The organism is Pantoea sp. OVA07A, assembly GCF_019969975.1.
Taxonomy (GTDB): Bacteria; Pseudomonadota; Gammaproteobacteria; order Enterobacterales; family Enterobacteriaceae; genus Pantoea; species Pantoea agglomerans.
In genome coordinates, this window is sequence record NZ_JAHXYM010000001.1 from 546,101 (window position 1) to 567,904 (window position 21,804).

16 protein-coding genes are annotated in these 21,804 nt (G+C 56.7%); 6 read left to right on the plus strand and 10 right to left on the minus strand.

What is annotated here, in order from left to right; genetic code table 11:
• Window positions 1-118 precede the first annotated feature (118 nt).
• Window positions 119-1,102, plus strand: a complete 984-nt coding sequence (gene kdgT, locus LC417_RS02530) for a 2-keto-3-deoxygluconate transporter (RefSeq protein ID WP_010244511.1) — start codon at window positions 119-121, stop codon at window positions 1,100-1,102.
• 144 nt (window positions 1,103-1,246) lie between these two features.
• Window positions 1,247-2,113: a crotonase/enoyl-CoA hydratase family protein gene (locus tag LC417_RS02535; RefSeq protein WP_003853843.1), complete on the plus strand. Its 867-nt coding sequence runs from the start codon at window positions 1,247-1,249 to the stop codon at window positions 2,111-2,113.
• A 12-nt stretch (window positions 2,114-2,125) separates the two neighbouring features.
• Here the strand turns inward: LC417_RS02535 and pdeR are convergent, their stop codons facing one another.
• The 5 genes from pdeR to LC417_RS02560 form a co-directional block, all read right to left on the minus strand.
• Window positions 2,126-4,111: a cyclic di-GMP phosphodiesterase gene (pdeR, locus tag LC417_RS02540; protein WP_010244518.1), complete on the minus strand. Its 1,986-nt coding sequence runs from the start codon at window positions 4,109-4,111 to the stop codon at window positions 2,126-2,128.
• A 159-nt stretch (window positions 4,112-4,270) separates the two neighbouring features.
• Window positions 4,271-4,561 (minus strand): YbdD/YjiX family protein, encoded by a 291-nt coding sequence (locus LC417_RS02545; RefSeq protein WP_109650482.1) that lies wholly within the window; start codon window positions 4,559-4,561, stop codon window positions 4,271-4,273.
• Window positions 4,554-6,623: a carbon starvation CstA family protein gene (locus tag LC417_RS02550; RefSeq protein WP_010244523.1), complete on the minus strand. Its 2,070-nt coding sequence runs from the start codon at window positions 6,621-6,623 to the stop codon at window positions 4,554-4,556. The genes LC417_RS02545 and LC417_RS02550 overlap by 8 nt, the downstream gene beginning before the upstream one ends.
• A 201-nt stretch (window positions 6,624-6,824) precedes the next feature.
• Window positions 6,825-8,759 carry an exoribonuclease II gene (locus LC417_RS02555; RefSeq protein WP_033769156.1) on the minus strand — a complete coding sequence of 645 codons (1,935 nt, stop codon included), beginning with the start codon at window positions 8,757-8,759 and terminating at the stop codon, window positions 6,825-6,827.
• A gap of 112 nt (window positions 8,760-8,871) precedes the next feature.
• Window positions 8,872-11,175, minus strand: a complete 2,304-nt coding sequence (locus tag LC417_RS02560; protein ID WP_223565411.1) for an FdhF/YdeP family oxidoreductase — start codon at window positions 11,173-11,175, stop codon at window positions 8,872-8,874.
• A gap of 261 nt (window positions 11,176-11,436) precedes the next feature.
• Between LC417_RS02560 and LC417_RS02565 the strand changes: the two genes are divergently transcribed.
• From LC417_RS02565 to LC417_RS02580, 4 genes are all read left to right on the plus strand, one after another.
• Window positions 11,437-13,023, plus strand: a complete 1,587-nt coding sequence (locus LC417_RS02565) for a PTS transporter subunit EIIC (protein WP_223565412.1) — start codon at window positions 11,437-11,439, stop codon at window positions 13,021-13,023.
• Between the two features lie 186 nt (window positions 13,024-13,209).
• On the plus strand, window positions 13,210-14,754 hold the full coding sequence (locus LC417_RS02570) for a methyl-accepting chemotaxis protein (protein WP_010670240.1): 1,545 nt from the start codon (window positions 13,210-13,212) through the stop codon (window positions 14,752-14,754).
• A gap of 151 nt (window positions 14,755-14,905) precedes the next feature.
• A complete protein-coding gene (locus LC417_RS02575) occupies window positions 14,906-15,637 on the plus strand; it encodes a YoaK family protein (protein WP_050679877.1) in 732 nt (243 codons plus the stop codon).
• Window positions 15,638-15,828: 191 nt separating this feature from the next.
• The gene (locus LC417_RS02580; protein ID WP_029519092.1) at window positions 15,829-16,725 is read left to right on the plus strand and encodes a LysR family transcriptional regulator; all 897 of its coding nucleotides are present in this window, start codon (window positions 15,829-15,831) and stop codon (window positions 16,723-16,725) included.
• A 6-nt stretch (window positions 16,726-16,731) separates the two neighbouring features.
• On the opposite strand, the gene LC417_RS02585 is transcribed toward LC417_RS02580, so the two are convergent.
• From LC417_RS02585 to sapC, 5 genes are all read right to left on the minus strand, one after another.
• Entirely contained in the window at window positions 16,732-17,844 is a 1,113-nt protein-coding gene (locus LC417_RS02585; RefSeq protein ID WP_223565413.1) for an oxidoreductase, read from the minus strand.
• A 217-nt stretch (window positions 17,845-18,061) separates the two neighbouring features.
• Window positions 18,062-18,850 (minus strand): enoyl-ACP reductase FabI, encoded by a 789-nt coding sequence (gene fabI, locus LC417_RS02590; RefSeq protein ID WP_010244547.1) that lies wholly within the window; start codon window positions 18,848-18,850, stop codon window positions 18,062-18,064.
• A 141-nt stretch (window positions 18,851-18,991) separates the two neighbouring features.
• A complete protein-coding gene (gene sapF, locus LC417_RS02595; RefSeq protein ID WP_010244550.1) occupies window positions 18,992-19,795 on the minus strand; it encodes a putrescine export ABC transporter ATP-binding protein SapF in 804 nt (267 codons plus the stop codon).
• 1 nt (window position 19,796) lies between these two features.
• Entirely contained in the window at window positions 19,797-20,792 is a 996-nt protein-coding gene (gene sapD / locus LC417_RS02600) for a putrescine export ABC transporter ATP-binding protein SapD (RefSeq protein WP_010244553.1), read from the minus strand.
• Window positions 20,793-21,683 (minus strand): putrescine export ABC transporter permease SapC, encoded by an 891-nt coding sequence (gene sapC, locus LC417_RS02605; protein WP_010670235.1) that lies wholly within the window; start codon window positions 21,681-21,683, stop codon window positions 20,793-20,795. It lies immediately after the preceding gene.
• Window positions 21,684-21,804 lie beyond the last annotated feature (121 nt).

Genomic DNA, 21,804 nt, shown 5'->3' on the forward strand with positions numbered 1-21,804 from the left:
ACAGCGTTTCATTTTATCGAATCGATCACTGTTTTGATTACCCCAAGTGACTACTTTGCTTGCATCGCCTTCGGGCACTTCCTGCTCCACCCTCTGGCATAGCAAAGGTGACATCCATATGCATATCAAACGTGCAATAGACAAAATTCCGGGCGGTATGATGCTCATTCCGCTCTTTATCGGCGCACTCTGTCATACGTTTTCTCCAGGCGCCGGGAAATATTTCGGTTCTTTCACCAACGGCCTGATGACCGGCACGGTACCCATTCTGGCCGTCTGGTTTTTCTGTATGGGCGCGTCGATTAAACTCAGCGCCACCGGGACGGTACTGCGTAAATCGGGCACGCTGGTGCTTACCAAGATTGCCGTCGCCTGGGTTGTGGCTGCCATCGCCTCACGGGTGATGCCGGAGAATGGCGTAGAAGTAGGGATGTTTGCCGGGTTATCGACGCTGGCGCTGGTGGCTGCCATGGATATGACCAATGGCGGCCTTTATGCCTCGATCATGCAGCAATATGGTTCCAAAGAGGAGGCGGGTGCGTTTGTGCTGATGTCTCTGGAGTCCGGGCCATTAATGACCATGGTTATCCTGGGCACCGCCGGCATCGCCTCATTCGAGCCGCACGTGTTTGTGGGGGCGGTCCTGCCGTTTATTGTGGGGTTTGCATTAGGGAATCTTGATCCGGAGCTGCGCGACTTCTTCGGAAAAGCGGTCCATACGCTGATTCCTTTCTTCGCCTTTGCTCTGGGTAACACCATTAACCTGGGTGTCATTGCGGAAACCGGACTGCTGGGCATCATGCTGGGCGTGTCGGTGATCATCATTACCGGTATCCCACTCATTCTGACCGATCGGCTGATTGGGGGCGGGGATGGCACGGCTGGCATAGCTGCATCCAGTACGGCAGGCGCAGCGGTGGCGACACCGGTGCTGATTGCCGAGATGCTGCCGCAGTTTAAACCGATTGCCCCTGCTGCCACGGCGCTGGTGGCAACGTCCGTGATTGTGACCTCCGTGCTGGTGCCGATCATCACGGCCATCTATTCAAAACGTGTTAAGCGTCTTCATGTTGCCGTGGAGCAGCGTGCCGCTATTAAGTAACCCGCCTAATCAATCCCCGACGCGCGAGTCGGGGATCTCTCTGGATTTTGTGTTGTAAATCAATCTCTCATTTGGTCTGGCCTCACTCTGCATTACGCTGATGTGGCGTATTTAACGCATCAAATATAAACAGAGGATGAGACAATGACAGTTATTAACCAAGCAACGTGCAGATTATTTACCGAAGTCGGCAACACCACGCAGTTAGTCGCCTATTACGAAGAAGGGCGTCGTACTATGTGGATGATGTTGCGTGCACAGCCCCGTCCGAGCTTCAACCATGAACTGATTGAAGAGATCATGAATCTGAGCTACGCCGCTCAGCGTTCCGGTCTGCCAATCGACTTCTGGGTTACCGGCTCTCTGGTGCCACAGATGTTCAACGCCGGTGGCGATCTGCGCTTCTTTGTCGAGTGCATTCGCAATAACCGCCGTGAGGCGCTGCGGGCCTATGCCCGTGCCTGCGTTGACTGCATCCATTCGGCAGCACGGGGATTTGATACCGGCGCGGTGACGCTGGCGATGATTGAGGGCAGTGCGTTAGGCGGCGGATTCGAAGCGGCGCTGGCGCATCACTTCATTCTGGCGCAGAACAACGCGCGGATGGGCTTTCCGGAAATTGCTTTTAACCTCTTTCCCGGCATGGGCGGCTACTCACTGGTCGCGCGTCGTTCCGGCATGAAACTGGCAGAGGAGTTGATTTGTGAAGGGGAGTCCCACAGCGCAGAGTGGTATGAAACGCGCGGACTGGTGGATAAAGTCTTCCAGCCCGGCGACAGCTACCGCGCCACCCGCACCTTTATCGATACGTTACGTCCTAAACTCAACGGCGTGCGGGCAATGCTGAAAGCGCGTCAGCGCGTGCTGCAATTGTCACGCGCTGAGCTGATGGATATTACCGAAGATTGGGTCGATTACGCCTTTACCATCGAACCTAAAGACATTGCTTACATGGAACGCCTGGTTCAGTTACAAAACCGCCACAGCGCATCACTGCGTAAAGCGGGTTAATCTGAATTAGCGTTAAACGCGGGCAGGATGCTTAGCCAGCCAATGCCCAAACTGTTCCGCGGGCATTGGTTTTGCGTAGTAGTAGCCCTGACGCCCATCAACACCACTGTTAAGGACAAACTTCTCTTCATCCGGGGTCTCAATACCCTCTGCAATCACCTGCAAATCGAGCGCCTTGGCGACGGCGACGATAGCTCGTACCAGCGATTGTGAGACGGGCTGTTTATTAATATCGCGGATAAAGCTTTGGTCGAGTTTGATGGCATTGATCGGCACACGTGCGAGCTGAGAAAGCGATGAGTAACCGGTGCCGAAGTCATCCAGATGAACCTGTGCGCCAAGCTCCTGAAACTGCTTCATCAGCCGCAGGGCTTCAGCTTCATTCTCAATCAGGCAGCTTTCTGTGAGCTCAATATCGATAGGACAGTCGGTGATATTCGCCTCATGCAGTGCCTGTTTCAGGTCAGTATAGATGCTTTGATCAATCAGCTGACGTGCCGACACGTTGACGGCGACGCGCAGAAAAATGCCCTGCTGGCGCCAGACGATAATCTGTTTCAGCACATTGAGCATGACCCAGCGTCCCAGCGGCACAATCAGTCCCGACTCTTCGGCGTAGGGAATGAAATCAGCAGGGGAGACCAGGCCGCGCTCGGGTGAGTTCCAGCGTACCAGCGCTTCGGCGCTGCGGACTTCACCATCACTGTCGATTTTCGGCTGGTAATGCACCAGCAGGTGATCCAGCTCCAGCGCTTTACGCAGATTGGTGTCCAGCCACAGGTACTCAAAGACCCGCTGGTTCATCTCTGCCGCGAAGACACAGAACTTGCCACGACCGTTCTCTTTGGCGTGATACATCGCGGTGTCAGCATTGCGAATAAGGCTCTCGCGATCTTCACCATGCAGCGGCGCGAAAGCGATCCCGATAGAGCAGCCGCTGTACACTTCGATCAGTCCGATACGGAAGGGCTGACGCAGGCGCTCAAGAATGCGGGAGGACATCGCCTCCAGCGCAGCCTGGCTGGTGTGCTCAGCCAGCACCACAAACTCATCGCCACCCAGCCGGCCCAGAGTCTGGTCTTTACCCAGACAGCTAAGAATCGCCAGTGAGACCGCCTGCAGTAACTGATCGCCGAACATATGACCGTATGCGTCGTTCACTTTTTTGAAATTATCGAGATCGAGATAGACCACGCCGGTCTCATCGCGCTCAGATCGCTCCAGCGCCAGGCTAATCTGTTGATGAATTGCGTTGCGATTAGGCAAACCGGTCACCGTATCGGTGTTTGCCAGCACCCGCAGGCGTTCCTGGGCGCGTCGCTCCTCGGTTATGTCGGTGCCAGAACAGATGAGGAAAATTTCATTTTTGCCACTGCCGCTGTGAACAAACTTATTACGAAACAGAAACAGTCGCTGACCTTTTTTGGTTTTAACCCAGCGCTCCACCTCATAGGAGTTACCGTCACGGAAGAAGCCCGCAATGTTGCGTCGTGACTGAGACGCCTCTTGTTTGGTCATAAAGAGCTGAAAGACGTTACGGCCGATAACCTCATGCTCATTCAGACCGGTGTATTCTTCACTAAGACGGTTAAAACGCTGAATATTGCCGCGCTGATCGAGGATCACAATCACCGAGTTGGCTTCAGAAACCACCTGTTCGGCGAATGAAAGACCCAGGGTTAAGTCGCGGGCGACCGCTGAGGTATCGCCCCAGGCAGAAGCGGTTCCTGCCCAGGTCGCCTGGTTCACTTTGCGTCCGACAAAATGCATCGGAACATCAATGCCCTGCAGCGTCATGGTCAGATTGATGCTTGAAGTGATGACCGGCATCGCGCGTATCATGGCTGCCTGGCCGGGGGTTAACGGCAGGGCGATATTAGTTTGTGACGACTCATCTTCGGCAAAATGCAACGCATCGCTGTCCGCGGTCAGACGCCAATGAGGGCTGGTTGTACCGAAAAGGGTGTACAACAACGTTTGCCCTTGTTCATCGGTCATGGAAACTTCCTCCGGGAAGTGCTCTGCAGGCGTTATCTCATTATTTTAGCAACAGTATTCATCATCTGACGCCAGCACAAGATGCAAACCGAATATATTTTCCCATCCAGATAAGAATGGCACAAAAAAGCCCCGACGGTGCGGGGCTGTTTAGTCCGGTCAGCAGGGACATTTACCCAGTTTGCCTGCCTGGCTGGGGAAGCGGGCATCCAGACAGTAACGGTGGAAATCGCGCTCATTCATCGGCGGCTGATCGGGATGATGGAGTCGCATATGCTGCAGATATTTTTGATAATCCTGCACCCCGACCATTAAGCGAAAACACTGTTGCAGGCCGCGCCAGAATCCCCGCCAGCTGAATGCCTGTGGCTGCGGGGCGGCGGCAGGCTGGCAGCGGATAATCTGCCACTCTCCCTGCGGACGCCGGGACTGATGAATAGCATCAGACATGACGCACCTCCTTGTTGCGCAGCGTCACAACGGACTCATGCGTAGTAGGAAGATCGCTGCGCAGCGCCCGGCGAATGACAAAGAACGCAGAGATCAGCATCGTGACCGCCACCAGCATAAAGAAGGCGCACAGGGCCGCGTTAATCTGATTGCTGAAGACGATGGTCTGCATATCCGCCACGCTTTTTGCCGGGGCGATGATCACGCCTTCATCCAGCCCTTTGCGGAACTTATTCGCCTGCGCCAGGAAGCCAATCGACGGTTTTTCATGGAAGATTTTCTGCCAGCCGGCAGTCATCGAGGTGATAAACAGCCAGACAGTTGGCAGGATAGTCACCCAGGCGTAACGCTGCTTTTTCATTTTGAACAGCACCACGGTGCCGAGGATCAGCGCCATGGACGCCAGCATCTGATTGCCGATACCAAACAGCGGCCACAGAGTGTTAATGCCGCCGAGCGGATCGACCACGCCCTGATAGACAAAGAAGCCCCAACCCGCGACCGCCACGGTCGTGCCGGCCATATTGCCCAGCCAGGAGCGGTTATTCGCCATAGAAGGCACCACGGTGCCTGCCAGATCCTGCACCATAAAGCGGCAGGCGCGGGTACCGGCATCGACCGCCGTCAGAATGAACAGCGCTTCAAACAGAATGGCGAAGTGATACCAGAACGCCATCATCGCCCGGCTGTTAAAGATCTCGGTAATGATGTGGGCCATTCCCACCGCGAAGGTTGGCGCGCCGCCTGCGCGGGACAGGATCGAGCCTTCACCCACGTCACGGGCGATGCCGCTCAGCATTTCCGGCGTGACGACAAAGCCCCAGCCGTTGATCACCTGAGAGGCGCTTTCAACGGTGGTACCAATCAGCGCAGCCGGGGAGTTCATGGCAAAGTAGACGCCCGGATCGAGCACCGAGGCACAAATCAGCGCCATGATCGCCACAAAGGATTCCATCAGCATCGCGCCATAGCCAATAAAGCGGATATGACTTTCCCGCTCCACCAGTTTTGGCGTGGTGCCGCTGGAGACCAGCGCATGGAAGCCGGAGATGGCACCGCAGGCAATAGTAATAAACAGGAACGGGAACATCGCGCCGGAGAAGACCGGGCCAGTGCCGTCGATAAATTTGGTGACCGCCGGCATTTTCATCTCTGGCATGGCAAAGACAATCCCCACCGCCAGCCCGACAATCACGCCGATTTTAAGAAAGGTCGAAAGGTAGTCACGCGGAGCCAGCAGCAGCCAGACCGGCAGCACGGAGGCAATAAAGCCGTAGATCACCAGCACCCAGGTCAGTGAGGTGCCTTTCAGGGTAAAGAAGGGCCCCCAGTAAGGATGCTGGGCTACGTCACCACCATAGATAATCGCCGCCATCATCAGCACAAAGCCAATCAGTGAAACTTCGGCGATTTTACCGGGCCGGATAAAGCGCATGTAGACGCCCATAAACAGCGCAATCGGAATGGTGGCCGCGATGGTAAACAGTCCCCACGGACTGTTCGCCAGCGCCTTGACCACCACCAGCGCCAGCGCCGACAGGATAATGATCATGACGCCCAGCGCGCCGAGCATGGTCACCACACCGGCAAACGCACCCAGCTCCTGCCGCGCCATCTCGCCCAGTGAACGGCCATCACGACGGGTTGAGATAAACAGGATCAGGAAATCCTGTACCGCACCCGCCAGCATCACCCCGACCAGGATCCAGATGGTGCCAGGCAGAAAGCCCATCTGCGCCGCCAGAATCGGACCCACCAGCGGGCCGGCACCGGCAATAGCCGCAAAGTGGTGACCAAACAGCACCCATTTATTGGTCGGGACATAATCGAGCCCGTCGCTCAGCCGCTCGGCAGGCGTCATCCGGCGGTCGTCCAGTTCGAAAATATTGCGGGCGATAAACAGGCTGTAGAAGCGATAAGCGATGCTGTAACAGGCGACAGCGGCTATCACCAGCCAGACTGCGTTGACGTGTTCGCCGCGGCTGAGGGCCAGCATGGCGAAAGCGCCCGCGCCGATTAACGCCACCACTAACCAGATCGCACTGGTTTTGACGTTTTTCATGACTAACTCCTTGTGAGGACCGAGAGGAAAGCGATCGAAAACAACGAGTCAAACTTAATGTAATGGAATGTAAGTGAAAGTTAATCAGTGGAGAAGTGTGAAGCGGGGTACAAATTTAACTTTTTTGCAATGCGGGCGGGGTGGAAACAGACGGGATAACCGGAGTTATCCCGCCCGATTGACTGATCAGAACATCACTACTCAGACGGCGGGACGCGCCACGACGCTGCGGGTTTCCATGCGGACTTCGGCGATGGTGACATCAATCACATCGGTCACACGGTAAACCACTTCGCCTTTGATCTGAACGCTGCCATTTTCCTGGCTGCAGACCAGCTCATCACGCACCGCGTGAATGAACGGAGCCGGGATAAAGGCGACCGCGCCAAACTCCAGCAGGCGAACACGCATGCCACCACGTGACACATCGATAATCTCGGCGCTGAAGCGACGGTCGGTTGCTGCAAACGGCGCCAGATAACGGGCGTAGAGCCAGTCGCCAACATCACGTTCCGCCATGCGGTTCAGGCGGCGGCGCTCACTCATCGTCACCGTCAGCGCATCATCCGGACGAGCGATCTGCTCACCGCGAATAATCGCTTTCAGCAGACGATGGTTGACCATGTCGCCGAACTTACGAATCGGTGAGGTCCATGTGGCGTAAGCCTCAAGTCCCAGGCCAAAGTGCGGGCCAGGCTCGGTGCTGATCTCAGCGAAGGTCTGGAAGCGACGGATCCGGCTGTCGAGGAACTGGGTCGGCTGGGCATCAAGCTCACGACGCAGCACGCGGAAACCTTCCAGCGTGGTGATCGCCTGCGCATCCACGGTAATACCATGGTTGGCCAGCACGGCCGCGGCCTGTTCAGCATTGGTGGCATCGAAACCGGCATGGACGTTGTAGATACCAAAACCGAGACGGTCACGCAGCACTTTCGCCGCGCAGACGTTGGCCAGAATCATAGACTCTTCGACAATGCGGTTAGCGATGCGGCGCGGTTCAGCCACAATCTCCAGCACTTCACCTTTTTCACCCAGCAGGAAGCGGTAATCCGGGCGATCTTTAAACACCAGCGCGTGAGTCTGACGCCACTCGCTGCGCGCCAGGCAGAGGCGATGCAGCAGGCGAATCTGTTCAGCAATCGCCTCACTTTCCGGCTGCCATGAGCCGCTGTTTTCCAGCCAGTCAGAGACGTCGTCATACGCCAGCTTGGCTTTGGATTCGATCCAGGCGGCAAAGAACTCAACGTCATCACCTAAACTGCCATCGGCTGCCACGGTCACGCGGCAGGCCAGGGCCGGACGGCGCACATTCGGACGCAGCGAGCAGACATCATCAGAGAGTTCGCGCGGCAGCATCGGGATGTTAAAGCCCGGCAGGTAGTTAGTAAACGCACGCTGCGCCGCCAGCTTATCGAGCTGACTGCCTTCCGGCACATAGGCGGTAGGGTCGGCGATAGCGATGGTCAGACGCAGGGCGCCATCGTCCAGGGCTTCCACAAAGAGCGCATCATCCATATCCTGGGTGCTGGCGCTGTCGATGGTAACGAAATCCAGCGCGGTCAGATCTTCACGCGTCAGATTTTCATCCAGCATCTCGCCAAAACTGACATCGGGCGCTTCACGCTCAAGGTTATGACGCGACAGCGTCACCCACCACGGCGCCAGATGGTCATCAGCTTTGACAATAAAATCGGTGAGTTCGGCATAAAAGCCGCGATCGCCTTTCAGCGGATGGCGACGCATCTCCGCCACGGCCCAGTCACCATTTTCAAACTCATGGCTGACATCGCGCGCAGGGCGACACTGGATCGCATCCTTCAGCAGGGGATGATCCGGCACAATCGACAGGCGATCGTCTTTCTTCTGTACCCGGCCAACAAAGCGGCTCAGGAACGGCTCAACCAGGGTTTCCGGCTCAGCGCTTTCGCGATCTTTATCGCTGTGGATCACGGCGGTGATGCGATCGCCGTGCATCACTTTCTTCATCTGCGGTGGCGGAATGAAGTAGCTTTTTTGCGCATCGACTTCCAGAAAGCCGAAGCCTTTTTCAGTGCCTTTTACGACGCCTTCAGCACGAGGCGTTTGCGAATGGAGCTTCTCTTTCAGCTGCGCGAGCAGCGGGTTATCCTGGAACATAATTTTTACGTTTCGTTGGCTGATTGCGGCTGACAGTTTTACGCGAATCGACGTCGCGCGGCAAGGCAAAAAGCCGGACGAGCCGGCTTTTTAGGGGGGAGTGAAAGGGCTGTCAGGCGATGCGCTGATCGGCCAGTGCCTCAGAGAGTTCCAGCTTCACCGGCACCGATTTAGAGGTCGGTGTACCACTGTCATCACCAAAGCTGTTCAGCGGCACCAGCGGGTTGGTTTCCGGATAATAGGCCGCCAGGTTACCGCGCGGAATATTGTAGGGAACCAGTTTGAATCCGCTGACGCGACGGGTAATGCCATCATTCCACAGCGTTTCGATATCGACATTCTGGCCTTCGGTAAAGCCCAGGTCTGCCATATCGTCCGGGTTGATGAACACCACTTCACGCTGACCAAACACGCCACGGTAACGGTCATCGAGGCCGTAAATGGTAGTGTTGTACTGGTCGTGCGAACGCAGTGTCTGCAGGGTAAAAGGCACGTCCTGATCAAGATTCGGGAACAGTGAGGTCGGCAGCGCTGAGGCGTTAAATTCCGCTTTCTGGCTCGGGGTATTGAAGCGCAACTCGGCTGCTGCGTTGCCCAGATAGAAACCGCCCGGGATATCGCATTTGGCGTTAAAGTCGGCAAAGCCCGGGATCGTCGCGGCGATATGCTCACGGATCAGGTTATAATCACCCGCCAGCTCGCGCCATTTCACTTTTTCATCACCCAGCACCGCCTCAGCGATACCGGCAACAATCCAGGTCTCTGAACGCTGTGTTTCCGCCAGCGGAATACCGATCCCTTCAGAGGCGTGCACCATGCTGAAAGAGTCTTCCACGGTAATAAACTGATTGCCGGTGGCCTGCAGATCGCGCTCGGTGCGGCCCAGCGTCGGCAGAATCAGCCCATCGTGACCCGGCACCAGATGGCTGCGGTTCAGTTTGGTGCTGATATGCACGGTCAGACCACAGCGTGACATCGCCTCTTCGGTGCGCGGTGAGTCGGGTGCGGCCGCCGCCAGGTTGCCACCCAGCGCGATCAGCACTTTCACTTCATCACGCAGCATGGCGTTCAGCGCTTCCACGGTGTTGTGGCCTGCCGCACGCGGGGGCTCGAAATTGAAATGATTCCCCAGCGCATCCAGGAAGGCTTTCGCCGGTTTCTCATCGATGCCCATGGTGCGGTTGCCCTGCACATTACTGTGACCACGAACCGGGCAGAGGCCTGCGCCTTTTTTACCCAGCTGGCCAAACAGCAACTGCAGGTTGGTGATCTCGCGCACCGTGTCGACAGAGTGTTTGTGCTGGGTGATACCCATCGCCCAGGTACAGATCACCCGGTCAGCGCTCTGGTAGAGCGCCGCGGCTTCACGGATCTGCGCCTGCGTCAGGCCCGACTGCGCCACAATCTGCATCCAGCTGGTGTTATCCACGGCGTCGAGATACGCCTCAATGCCGTTGGTTTTAGCATTGATAAAGGTCTGATCGAACAGGCCGCTTTCACCAGCCGCCAGACGCGCGCGGTGGGTTTCCAGCAGGGATTTCACCATGCCGCGCACCGCTGCCATATCACCGCCCAGGTTCGGCTGATAATAGGAGGAGCTGATGTTACCCGCTTTCGAAGTCACCACTTCCAGCGGTTTCTGCGGATCGGCAAAACGTTCCAGACCGCGTTCACGCAGGGTATTAAAGGTGACGATTTTCGCACCGTGATCGGCAGCGTGACGCAGGCTGTGCAGCATACGCGGATGGTTAGTGCCGGGATTCTGACCGAAGACAAAAATGGCATCTGCGTGGTCGAAATCATCCAGACGAATGGTGCCTTTACCGACGCCAATGCTGCGCTTCAGGCCGGTGCCGCTGGCTTCGTGGCACATATTGGAGCAGTCAGGGAAGTTATTGGTCCCCATCAGGCGACCAAACAGCTGATAGAGCCAGGAGGCTTCATTGCTGGCGCGACCGGAGGTGTAAAGCTCCATCTGATCCGGATGATCCATCGCCTTGATGTGCTGCGCGATCAGCGCAAACGCATCATCCCAGCTGATGGGCTCGTAGTGATCGGTTTCCGCGTTGTAGCGCAGCGGATGGGTCAGACGTCCCTGATACTCCAGGAAGTAGTCACTCTGGGTATAGAGCGTGGTTACGCTGTGTTTAGCGAAAAAGTCGGTGTCGACCATCCGGCGTGTCGCTTCCCAGGTCACCGCTTTGGCGCCATTCTCGCAGAAGCTGAAGGTACTTTTATTGTCATCACCCCAGGCGCAGCCCGGACAGTCAAAACCGCGTGCTTTGTTCATGCGCATCAGGTTGCGCATATTTTTCAGGGCCGCTTTGCTGTCAAGAACGAAACGCGTGGTGGCTTCCAGTGAACCCCAGCCGCCCGCTGCCGCGCGATAGGGTTTGATTTGGCGTTTAAATTTCATATTGAGTGCAGGCTTTTTATAGTAGGAATTATTGTTTGGTGTTTGTTATCAGGTTATATCCTGATGGTGAAAGGAAGTCTGCAGCTATCCTCATACCTTGTCTAATTGATTGACTTAATGGTGCGATAGCTGGCGTTTATCGTGCATAAGCCAGAAATGTGATGCTGGTCAGATTTTACCCGCCTTTAACCTGCTGATAACGGGAGTTCTCCCGACAACAGGCTAATACTTGCTGTTCACAATCAGAGAGGGCACGACTCCATGAAACAGCTGACCAGCCAGATTCATGCATTTGGCAAAGCGTTGATGATGCCAATCTCGGTCATCGCTGCCGCAGGTATCTTCCTTGGGCTGGCGGCGGCCATGCAGAACCCGGCGGTCACCGGCGATGCCTTTGCGCAGATGCAGGTGCCGCAGTTAATTATCGGCTTTATTCGCAAGGTTGCCGGAGCGCTATTCGCTAATCTGCCGGTCTTCTTTGCGGTAGCGAGTGCCATCGGACTGGCGAAAGCGGAAAAAGCTACCGCCGCCTTTGCCGCGGTGATTGGCTATATCGTGATGAACGTCGGTATCAGCGCGACGCTGGCGGCCAAAGGGATCACCGCCGCCACCACCACACCTGCAGCCCTGCAGCAGGCGGGCATGGACCAGACCACCGCCATGATGACCTCGGCGGAATATATCAACATGCTGGGCGTCTTTACCTACAACATGAGCGTACTGGGCGGGGTGATTGCCGGACTGGTAACGGTGGCGCTGCACAATCGCTTTTATACCCAGCAACTGCCTACCGCGATAAGCTTCTTTGGCGGACGGCGTTTTGTGCCGATCGTGACCGTGGTCTGTCTGCCACTGATTGGGGTATTGCTGGCGCTGGTCTGGCCGACCATTGGCGACGGTATCGCCTGGATTGGACAGATGATTGGCAAAAGCGGGCAGTATGGCGCTTTTCTGCTGGGGGCCTTTGAGCGCATCCTGATCCCCACCGGCCTGCATCACATCCTTAACGAAACCGTGCGTTTCACGCCTATTGGCGGCATGGCGGTGGTCGATGGTCAGACTGTTGTTGGTGCACTGAACATCTTCAACGCGTCGCTGACTCATCCGGGATCGATCCCCGATGAGACGCTGCGCACCGCCACGCAGTTTCTGGCGCAGGGCAAGATTCCGGTGATGATGTTCGGCCTGCCCGCCGCGGCGCTGGCGATCTATCACACCGCCCGACCCGAGCATAAACAGCGGGTCAAAGCACTGGTCATGGCGGGGGCGCTGACCTCCTTCACCACCGGCATCACCGAACCGCTGGAGTTCTGCTTTATCTTTGTCTCTCCGGTGCTCTATCTGCTGCACGCTTTTCTGACCGGCCTGTCGTTTATGCTGATGTCGATGCTGCATCTGATGATTGGCAACGTGCAGGGCGGTGTTATCGACCTGGTGGTGTTCGGCATGCTGGGTGGAGCAAAAACCCACTGGTGGTGGACGCTGGCGCTGGGCGTGATCTATGCGCCGATCTACTACTACGCTTTCCGGCTGGTGATTACCCGGATGAATGTTGAAACGCCAGGCCGTGAATCGGAGGATGAGAAACCGCAACAGGTCGCCGCGGATGAACGGACTCAGGTCATTATCAGCGGGCTGGGCGGGCAGGCCAATATCGAGGATGTCGATTGCTGCTTTACCCGGCTGCGCGTGCGGGTCAAAGAGATGAATCAGGTGGTCGATCAGACGCTGATGAGCACCGGTGCCAATGGGGTCAATCGCGTCAGTGAGCACGACATTCAGGTGATCTACGGCCCGCAGGTCGAGAAGATCGCCAACGAGGTAAAAATGGCGCTGGGCGTCGCTTAACGGCAGCCTGTTTCACTCTTCGTCACAATGCTAACCGCCCGACGCCCGTGGGCGGTTAGCCCCTGTTCCCGGGGGCGCTCCGCCCGCTGCCGTCCCGCTTATTGTAACTAAAAAAAGCCCAGCCCTAATGGGCCGTACCTTTCTGCCGATATAGCGACTAATCCTCTTACTTTTCGGAACACCGCGATGTCGTTAAAAAAATCCTCCCTGATTATCTTCTCCTTCCTGCTGGCGCTGTTTCTTACCAGCGTGGCAATCAGTACCTGGCTGCTGATTCAGAGCAATCACTCGCTGAATGCGGTTAACAAAGAGATCCGCGTGGTGCTCTCGGTGATTGACCCCATCAACCACAGCCGCACGCTGCGTGTGCGTCTGATGGAGTACATGAAGGAGATTGAGGGCAGTGACGCAAACAATCCCGCCACGCTGGACAGCGTTCGGACCGTGGCCAGCAAAGCGGATGCTGCATTTCAGGCCTATATGAACGCGCCGCGTCTGCCGGGCGAAGAGGCGGAAGCCGACGCCTATAGCCAGGCTTATCAGGCCTATCGTCAGCAGGGTTTACAGCCGTTGATTGAGGCGGCAGAGGCGCACGATCAGGTGCGCTTTAAAAATCAGATCGCCACCGTGGTTCGCCTTGATCGTCAGTATGAAATCATTCTGGACCGGGTGCTGGCTCAGCATGAAACCTATGCCAAAAAGCTTAACAGCGATGCACAGAGTCACTTTACCTCCGGCATTACCCTGCTGGGGCTGTTTGGGGTGCTGTTTTTCGCCATCATCGTCGCCATTTACATCTTCATGAAGCGCTATGTGCTTTCGCCGATCAATGATGCGCAGGAACACTGCAAGCTGATTGCGGCGGGCGTCCTGGATACCACGGTGCCGGTCAAAGCCGGTTCGCGCAGTGAGATTCAGTTGCTGATGGGCTCGCTGGAGCAGATGCGCAGCGCGCTGACCGCCATTATTCTCCAGGTGCGCGATTCAACCCGCTCAGTCTCCACCGCCTCTCAGGAGATTGCGGCGGGCAACATCGATCTCGCCTCGCGAACCGAACAGCAGGCCGCCGCGCTGACGGAAACCGCTGCCAGCATGGAGCAGCTGGGCGCAACGGTGAAACAGAACACTGAAAACGTCTTTGAAGCCTGCCGCCTGACCAGTGAAGCGGTGAAAAACGCGGAAAGCGGCGAAAAGGTCTCGCAGGAAGTGGTGACATCGATGGCGCTGATTAATGCCAGCTCGAAGAAGATCGAGGAGATCACCACCGTGATCGACAGCATCGCCTTCCAGACCAATATTCTGGCGCTGAACGCGGCAGTCGAAGCCGCCAGGGCGGGTGAACAGGGTCGCGGTTTTGCGGTGGTGGCAGGGGAAGTCCGTAATCTGGCCCAGCGCAGCGCTACCGCAGCCAAAGAGATTGAGGGGCTGATTGCGGAATCTGTTTCGATCATCCACGCCGGTTCCGATCAGGTCAGCCGGACCGGTGAGGCGATGAGCGCCATTATCTCCTCTGTCAGCCGCGTGAATCTGCTGATGGAGCACATCTCAACCGCTTCTGATGAACAGAGTCGCGGTATCGGTCAGATTGAGCAGGCGGTTACCGAGATGGACAGCGTCACACAGCAGAACTCGGCGCTGGTGCAGGAGTCTGCCGCGGCATCTGCCTCGCTGGAAGAGCAGGTGCAGTATCTGACGCAGTCGGTCTCCACCTTCCGTCTGGCAAACCGTTAATCAGGGGGCTCCGCGCTGAGTTTATGCAGCGCGGAGTCCGGAGCCCCGATGCTGAGTAATGCCCGACAGAAAAGGGAGAGTTTGATTCAGTGCCTTGTGGCGCAGGGCTAATCGGCGGATTATAAGGCTTTCCAGTAAATATGGGGTGGTCATGCTAATCAGCACGGAAAGTGCCCGCAGCAACAGCGCGGATACCCGACTGGCCTGCACGCTTGCCGCTGCCGCAGGCGCACTGAATACCGCAGCCTTTGAGATCGTCGGTTTTTTTTCAGCCAACATGACCGGGAATGTCTCGCTGCTGTCCGATCACCTGGCAAAAGCGAATCTGGGGCCTGGCCTGTTTTTTCTGTCGATCGTGCTTCTGTTTATTGCGGGTTCCATGTTTTCAACGCTGATCATTAATGCCGGGCACCGCAGAAATATCCGCACTATCTATGCCTTTGTCATCCTGATTGAGGGCAGCGCGCTGATTGCACTGGGGGTGATTGAAAATCACTTTCCGCCGCAGTCGCCCGGTGTGGTGTTAATTATGAGCCTGAGCTTTTTAATGGGGTTGCAGAATGCGGTGGTGACGCGTATCTCCAATGCCCGCGTTCGCACTACCCATATCTCCGGCACGGCGACCGATATCGGGATTGAGCTGGCAATGCTGTTTGAGGTGCTGCGGCGTAAAGCGTCACCGAAAGAGGCACCGCTCTATCTGAGCCGGCTGCGACTGCACTGTCTGACCCTGCTTTCTTTCCTTGCAGGAGGGATAGCCGGAATCGGGCTTTACCGGCTGCTTAGCTACGATTTCCTGCTGCCAGTAGGGTTCGGGTTAATCTGTCTGGCGCTGAATGCCATCTTTACTAAGCCAGCAAAACAACAGGGCGCGATGATTTAAGTGCGCTACCCTCACTGATGCTTAAACCAGGGCGGCGCGGAGTCCTGATTTCATCGCTCCGCCTGCGCAAATGAACCGTGCGGTTAAAACATCCGAGCCTGCGCGGGGTAACATTCAGCCTTATACTCTGGTTGATCCTGCGAACGAGACAGTAATGCGAACAGCTTTCAACCTGCTGATGGATAATTAACATCGACATTAAACAACTCATTTACTTGTGTAACCTGGAACGTGAACGCCATTTCGGGCGGGCCGCGGAAGCCAGTTTTGTTACGCAGCCGACCCTCTCTATGCGCCTGAAAAACCTTGAGCGCGAGCTGGGCCTGCCGCTGATTAACCGCAGCAATAACTTTGCCGGATTTACGCCAGAGGGCGACCGTGTGCTGGCGTGGGCGCGGGAAATTGTTTCGGTCTATCAGGGGCTGAAGCTGGAAGTGGAATCGCTGAAGCATGGGGTAAACGGTACGCTGCGGGTTGGCGTGGTGCCGCAGTGCAGCATGGCACTGCCGCTGCTGCTGAAAGCGGTGCAGGCGCGTTATCCTCAGCTCGACTATCGCATTGCGGTACTCAGTGCTGACCAGTTGCTGGAAGCGCTCAACAGCCACACCGTGGATGTCGGGATCGGTTTTTTCGAGATGGCAACCCTGCGTGAACTCCATTTTCAGACCGAGATGCTGGCAGATCGGGGCGTTGAAGCCATATTCCATCCCGACCATTTCCCTGAGCTGGTGGGGGAAACCGCGCTGACGCTTGATGAAGTGGCACAACAGCCGCTCTGCCTGGCGGAGCCGACGCGTTATTTCCGGCGTTATCTTGATATGGCTTTTCGCGAGGCGGCGCTGGTACCCCGGGTGATCGTCGAGAGCGCCTCTGTCATGCAACTGATGCAATGCGCGCAGGTCGGTCTCGGGCTGCTGGTGTCGCCGGTCGGTCATCTCCTATCCGCTTCATTACAGGGGCTGCAGCAGCGCGCTATTACGCTGCCGCCGATGGCGCGCCAGGCGGCGCTGGTAATTGCCGAACCGGGCCGAGCCACACCGCTGGCGCAGCACTTTTTCGATGAAGCACGGGGCCTGCTGCCGGTGTAATTCCAGTTACTGCGCCTCGCCCAGCGCATAAAACAGGCGGCTGTTCCAGTTGCCTATCGCCACGCTCTGTATCAGCGCGAACAGCGCATCAGCTTCCCAGCCCGCCTCCATTAGCGGCTGCAGATGGGCCGCGCTGAAACGCTCTGGCGAACGGGTCAGCTGCGCCGCCAGCGCAATAATCTGCTGCTCTTCCTCTTTTGCCGCCGCGTCATCCACGCCCTCAATTAAGATCTCATTTCCGGCCAGCAGCCGGAACGCCCAGCGACTGCCCAGAATACGGGCGGCCGTCGCTTCTGCCAGAGTATTGTCCTGAGTGAGATGCTGACGCAGTTGCGCCCAGCCATAGAGCACTGAGGGATCGTGTGCCAGCAGCCATACCGCGTCCTGCATTCCCGGCAGCGATTGACAGCGGGTAATGGCAGCGAGCTGCTCAGCACTGGCATACCGCAACTCCAGCGGTTTCAGCACGGGCTGCCAGCGGGCAGGCTGATCAAAACCTGCGGCCTCAGCATCCGGTGGTGCAGTGCTGCCGGGCAGCCAGCGTACCGGCTGGGCCTGCAGCGCCTGTAAACCGGCGACCACCCGCGCCTGATAACTGACAAAGCCGATCACCTGATTCAGCGTCACAATATCGGGCTCTGTCAGGCCGACTGCATCCAGGGCAGTGATTGCGCTGGCGCTGATCAGCTCAGGCTGCATCGCCAGCTGGCGTGCATACTGCGTAATCTGGGTGAGGCGATTATTACTTTCACGTGAGGAGTCGGGCCCGGGCAACGGATTGAGGCGGGCAGAGTAGTGATTACACAGCCGCTGTACACCCGCCACCTGCGCCACCGTCAGCGCCGTGCTGAGGCGATCGTAAAGCGTTAAGGTGTGCGTAAGCGTGGTGACGACACGGTCGGGGAACAGCAGCTGTGCCAGATCGCGCGCCGCCAGCAGGGCGGGCTGATTGGTGCGCAGCAGTGACTGCACCACGTTGTCATCGGCGTAACATCCCAGCAAAAAACGGTCATCAATATGGGCGGCCTCGGGCACCAGCGGTGCGGCCTGTGAGGTACGTGGACTGGTCTGGCTCTCGTAAAACCAGTGGTTATGGCCCGGATAGCGGCGTTGTTCCATGATCAATCCTTTTGCAAATTCGGGTTCGGTATGCAGGCGGCAGAATCTGAAAATGTGCATAAACCGAAGGGCAGGCTTATCGTCGCTGATGGCCAGTCCGGGGCAAAAGATTGATCGGTGATAATTAATAGCGTTACGGTATAACGGCAGCGAAATCAGGCAGGAAGGGCGAGGCGGGAGCAAAGAGAAGGGCGAGCCAGGCTCGCCCTTGCAGAACTTATTTCAGTTCCAGTTCGTTCATTGCGGCGATGCTGAAGCCGCCATCAACGTGTACCACTTCACCGGTGATGCCGCCAGCCAGGTCAGAGCAGAGGAATGCTGCTGAGTTGCCGACATCTTCGATTGTAACGGTACGGCGAATCGGGGTGACCGCTTCGCAGTGTGCCAGCATCTTACGGAAATCTTTGATGCCTGATGCTGCCAGGGTGCGGATTGGACCGGCAGAAACGGCGTTAACACGCACGCCTTCCGGGCCCATGGCGTTTGCCATGTAGCGCACGTTGGCTTCCAGCGACGCTTTCGCCAGACCCATCACGTTGTAGTTCGGGATCGCGCGCTCTGCACCCAGGTAAGAGAGGGTCAGCAGCGCAGAGTGTGGATTCAGCATCTCGCGGCACTCTTTGGCCATCGCGACGAAGCTGTAAGCACTGATGTCATGCGCGATTTTAAAGCCTTCGCGGGTAACGGCGTTCACGTAGTCGCCAACCAGCTGCTCGCCAGGGGCGAAACCGATAGAGTGAACGAAACCGTCAAATTTCGGCCAGGTTTTTGCCAGTTCAGTGAACAGAGATTTGATGCTCTCATCTTCGGCTACGTCACATGGCAGCACGATGTCTGAACCCAAATCTTTGGCAAACTCTTCCACACGACCTTTTAATTTGTCGTTCTGGTAGGTGAAAGCCAGTTCTGCGCCCTGTTTGTGCATCGCCTGTGCAATACCGTAGGCGATGGAAAGTTTACTGGCAACGCCAGTAATCAGAATGCGCTTACCGGAAAGAAAACCCATAGCTGTAATCCTTATGGTCATTGTAGTTGGCGGCCGCATGGTTAAAAAGTAAGCGACCGACGTTAATCGACGTGCGGATTCTAGCACGTCTCTCATAAATCAGGTAAATCGGCCCGCAATTTCCGCGCTATGCAGCAAAAATCAACGCTCTCGCCGCCAGGCTTCGGCACTCAATGCTTCGCCAAAGTGGCTGCTGATCAGTCGTCGGGTCAGATCGTGCAGCGGGGAGGCCAGTACATCAGCGGTGCCGCCGCGCTCGACCACTTCGCCCTGATGCATCACCAGCACCTTATCGCTGATGTGCTTCATCATCCCCAGATGCTGGGTAACATAAATGTAAGCGATCCCATGCTTCTCCTGCAGTTCCAGCATCAGATTCACCAGTTGGGAACGCATCGTCATATCCAGCGAGGCCAGCGCTTCATCGGCCACAATCACTTTGGGTTGCAAAATCAACGCGCGGGCCAGCCCCAGACGCTGCTTCTGACCGGGTGCCAGCATGTGCGGATAATAGCCGGCGTGATCGCGCAGTAATCCCACCTGACGCAGGGTAGCGATAATGCGTTTCTCTCGATCCTCCGCGCTGAGATCGGTATTAAGCCGCAGCGGGAACTCCAGAATCTGGCTGATACGCTGACGCGGATTCAGGGAGGTTGAGGGATCCTGGAAAATCATGCGGATGCGCTGACTGCGATAGCCATAATCGCCGAATGTCAGCGGATGATCGTCTATCAGAATCTCACCTTCAGTAGGGGCGACCATGCCGCTGAGCATCTTCGCCAGCGTGGACTTGCCGGAGCCGTTTTCGCCGATTATCGCCAGCGTCTGCCTCTCGCGTAGGGTAAAACTGACCGACTTCACCGCCTCAACGTGCTGACGGCGGAACAGGCCCGTGCGATAGCGAAAGGTTTTACTCAGGTTGCGCACTTCCAGCAGGGTCTCCATGCTACTGGCCCTCCATATTCAGCGGGAAATGACAGGCATAAAGATGCGTTTTGCTGCCGGTTAGCCGTGGCGTTTCAATACATTTGCGCTGCGCATAAGGGCAACGTGGCCCCAGACGACAACCAATCGGCAGGCTCTCCAGCGACGGGATCGCTCCTGACAAAGTATTGAGACGGCTTTTGTGCGGCAGGGATCGTCCAAAATCGGGCATCGCCCGAATCAGCGCCTGAGTATAAGGATGGTGCGGCGTACTCATTAAATCTTCGCTCTGGGCGGTTTCTACCGTCTGACCACAGTACATCACGTTGATACGGTCCGCCCACTGGCTCATGGTGCGCAGGTCATGACTGATCAGCAGAATGGTGGTGTTGTTGTTCTGGTTCAGACGGCTCAGCAGGCGGAAAATCTGCGCCTGCGTAGTGGGTTCCATGGCATTCGTCGGCTCATCGGCAATCAGCAGACGCGGCTGATTAGCCAGCGCAATCGCGATCATCACTTTCTGGCATTCGCCTTCGGTCAGCTCATAGGGGAAGCTGCGCATTATATCTTTGTGATCTTTAATGCCGACGCGATGCAGCAGTTCGATGGCGCGGGTTTTGCGCCAGAACCAGAAGCGTTTCAGCCACGGACCTTTATACGTCCAGCGCGGGATCACCTGCATCAGCTGACGACCGATGCTTTCAGAGGGATCCAGACAGGATTGCGGCTCCTGAAAAATCATCGAGACATTATGCCCGATAATGCGGCGGCGCTCGCGCGACGACAGGCGCAGCAGGTCAACATCATCAAACACCATGCGATCGGCGGTGACACGCCAGTTATCGTTAGTTACGCCGCAGATCGCCTTGGCAACCAGACTCTTACCGGAGCCGGACTCACCGACCAGGCCACGGATTTCACCTTCGCCCAGCGTCAGATTGACGCGATCGACCGCTTTGACCGGCCCGTCAGCGGTCATAAATTCAATGGTCAGATTACGGATATCGAGTAACGGCATTTATTCCACTCCCGCTTCGACGGCGCGACGGATGCCGTCACCGAGCAGGTTAACAATTAATACGCTGACCATCAGTGCCACACCCGGCAGCATAACGGTCCAGGGGGCGACGTAGATCAGCTCCAGCGAATCACCCAGCATCGCTCCCCATTCGGGCGAAGGCAGCTGCGCGCCCAGATCGAGAAATCCGAGTGCGGCAATATCCAGAATCGCCATCGATAGCGCGCGGGTAATTTCGGTGATCAGCAACGGTAAAATGTTAGGCAAAATGGCGTAGCGCAGGATGTTGCGGCCTCTGGCACCATCCAGACGTGCCGCCACCACATACTCTTTTTCCAGCTCATCATGCACGGCACTGTAAATCTCGCGCACCAGACGTGGAATCAGCGCCAGCCAGACTGCCAGCAATGCATGCTCGAGTCGCGGTCCGAGAAACGCCACCACGATAATCGCCAGTAACAGCGACGGAATAGAGAGCAGGGTGTCCAGCACGTGGTTCATCACCGCCGAGCGTATGCCATGCGTCATGCCCGCCAGTACGCCCAGCACCAGCGCGCCGAGCGTGGCGAACAGCGTAACCAGAATCGCCGAACCCACCGTCGGGCCCGCACCGCTCAGCAGGCGGCTCAGCACATCCCGACCCAGATCGTCAGTGCCGAGAAAGAAGGAGACATCGCCGTAGTGTGACCAGGATGGCGGCAGCAACTGATAACCCAGGAACTGCTGATCGATATCGTATGGCGCTATCAGCCCGCCAAACAGACAGAGCAGCAGCAGTGCGCCAAAGCCATACAGCCCGACCATCGAAATCGGGTTGCCATAGAAATGGTGCCAGCTCTGACGAAACGCGCTGGGCAGGCGTTTTTCGGCGTAGATATTATCGGAGGGCATACGCTTTCACTTTATTGTGCTTGAGTTCGGACAACGTTTCTTTATAAAAATCATTCATATCAGAGGGTTATCCTGAGGACATGCTTTATGTTTCTTTATCATGGCTGACTCTGAGTAGCGT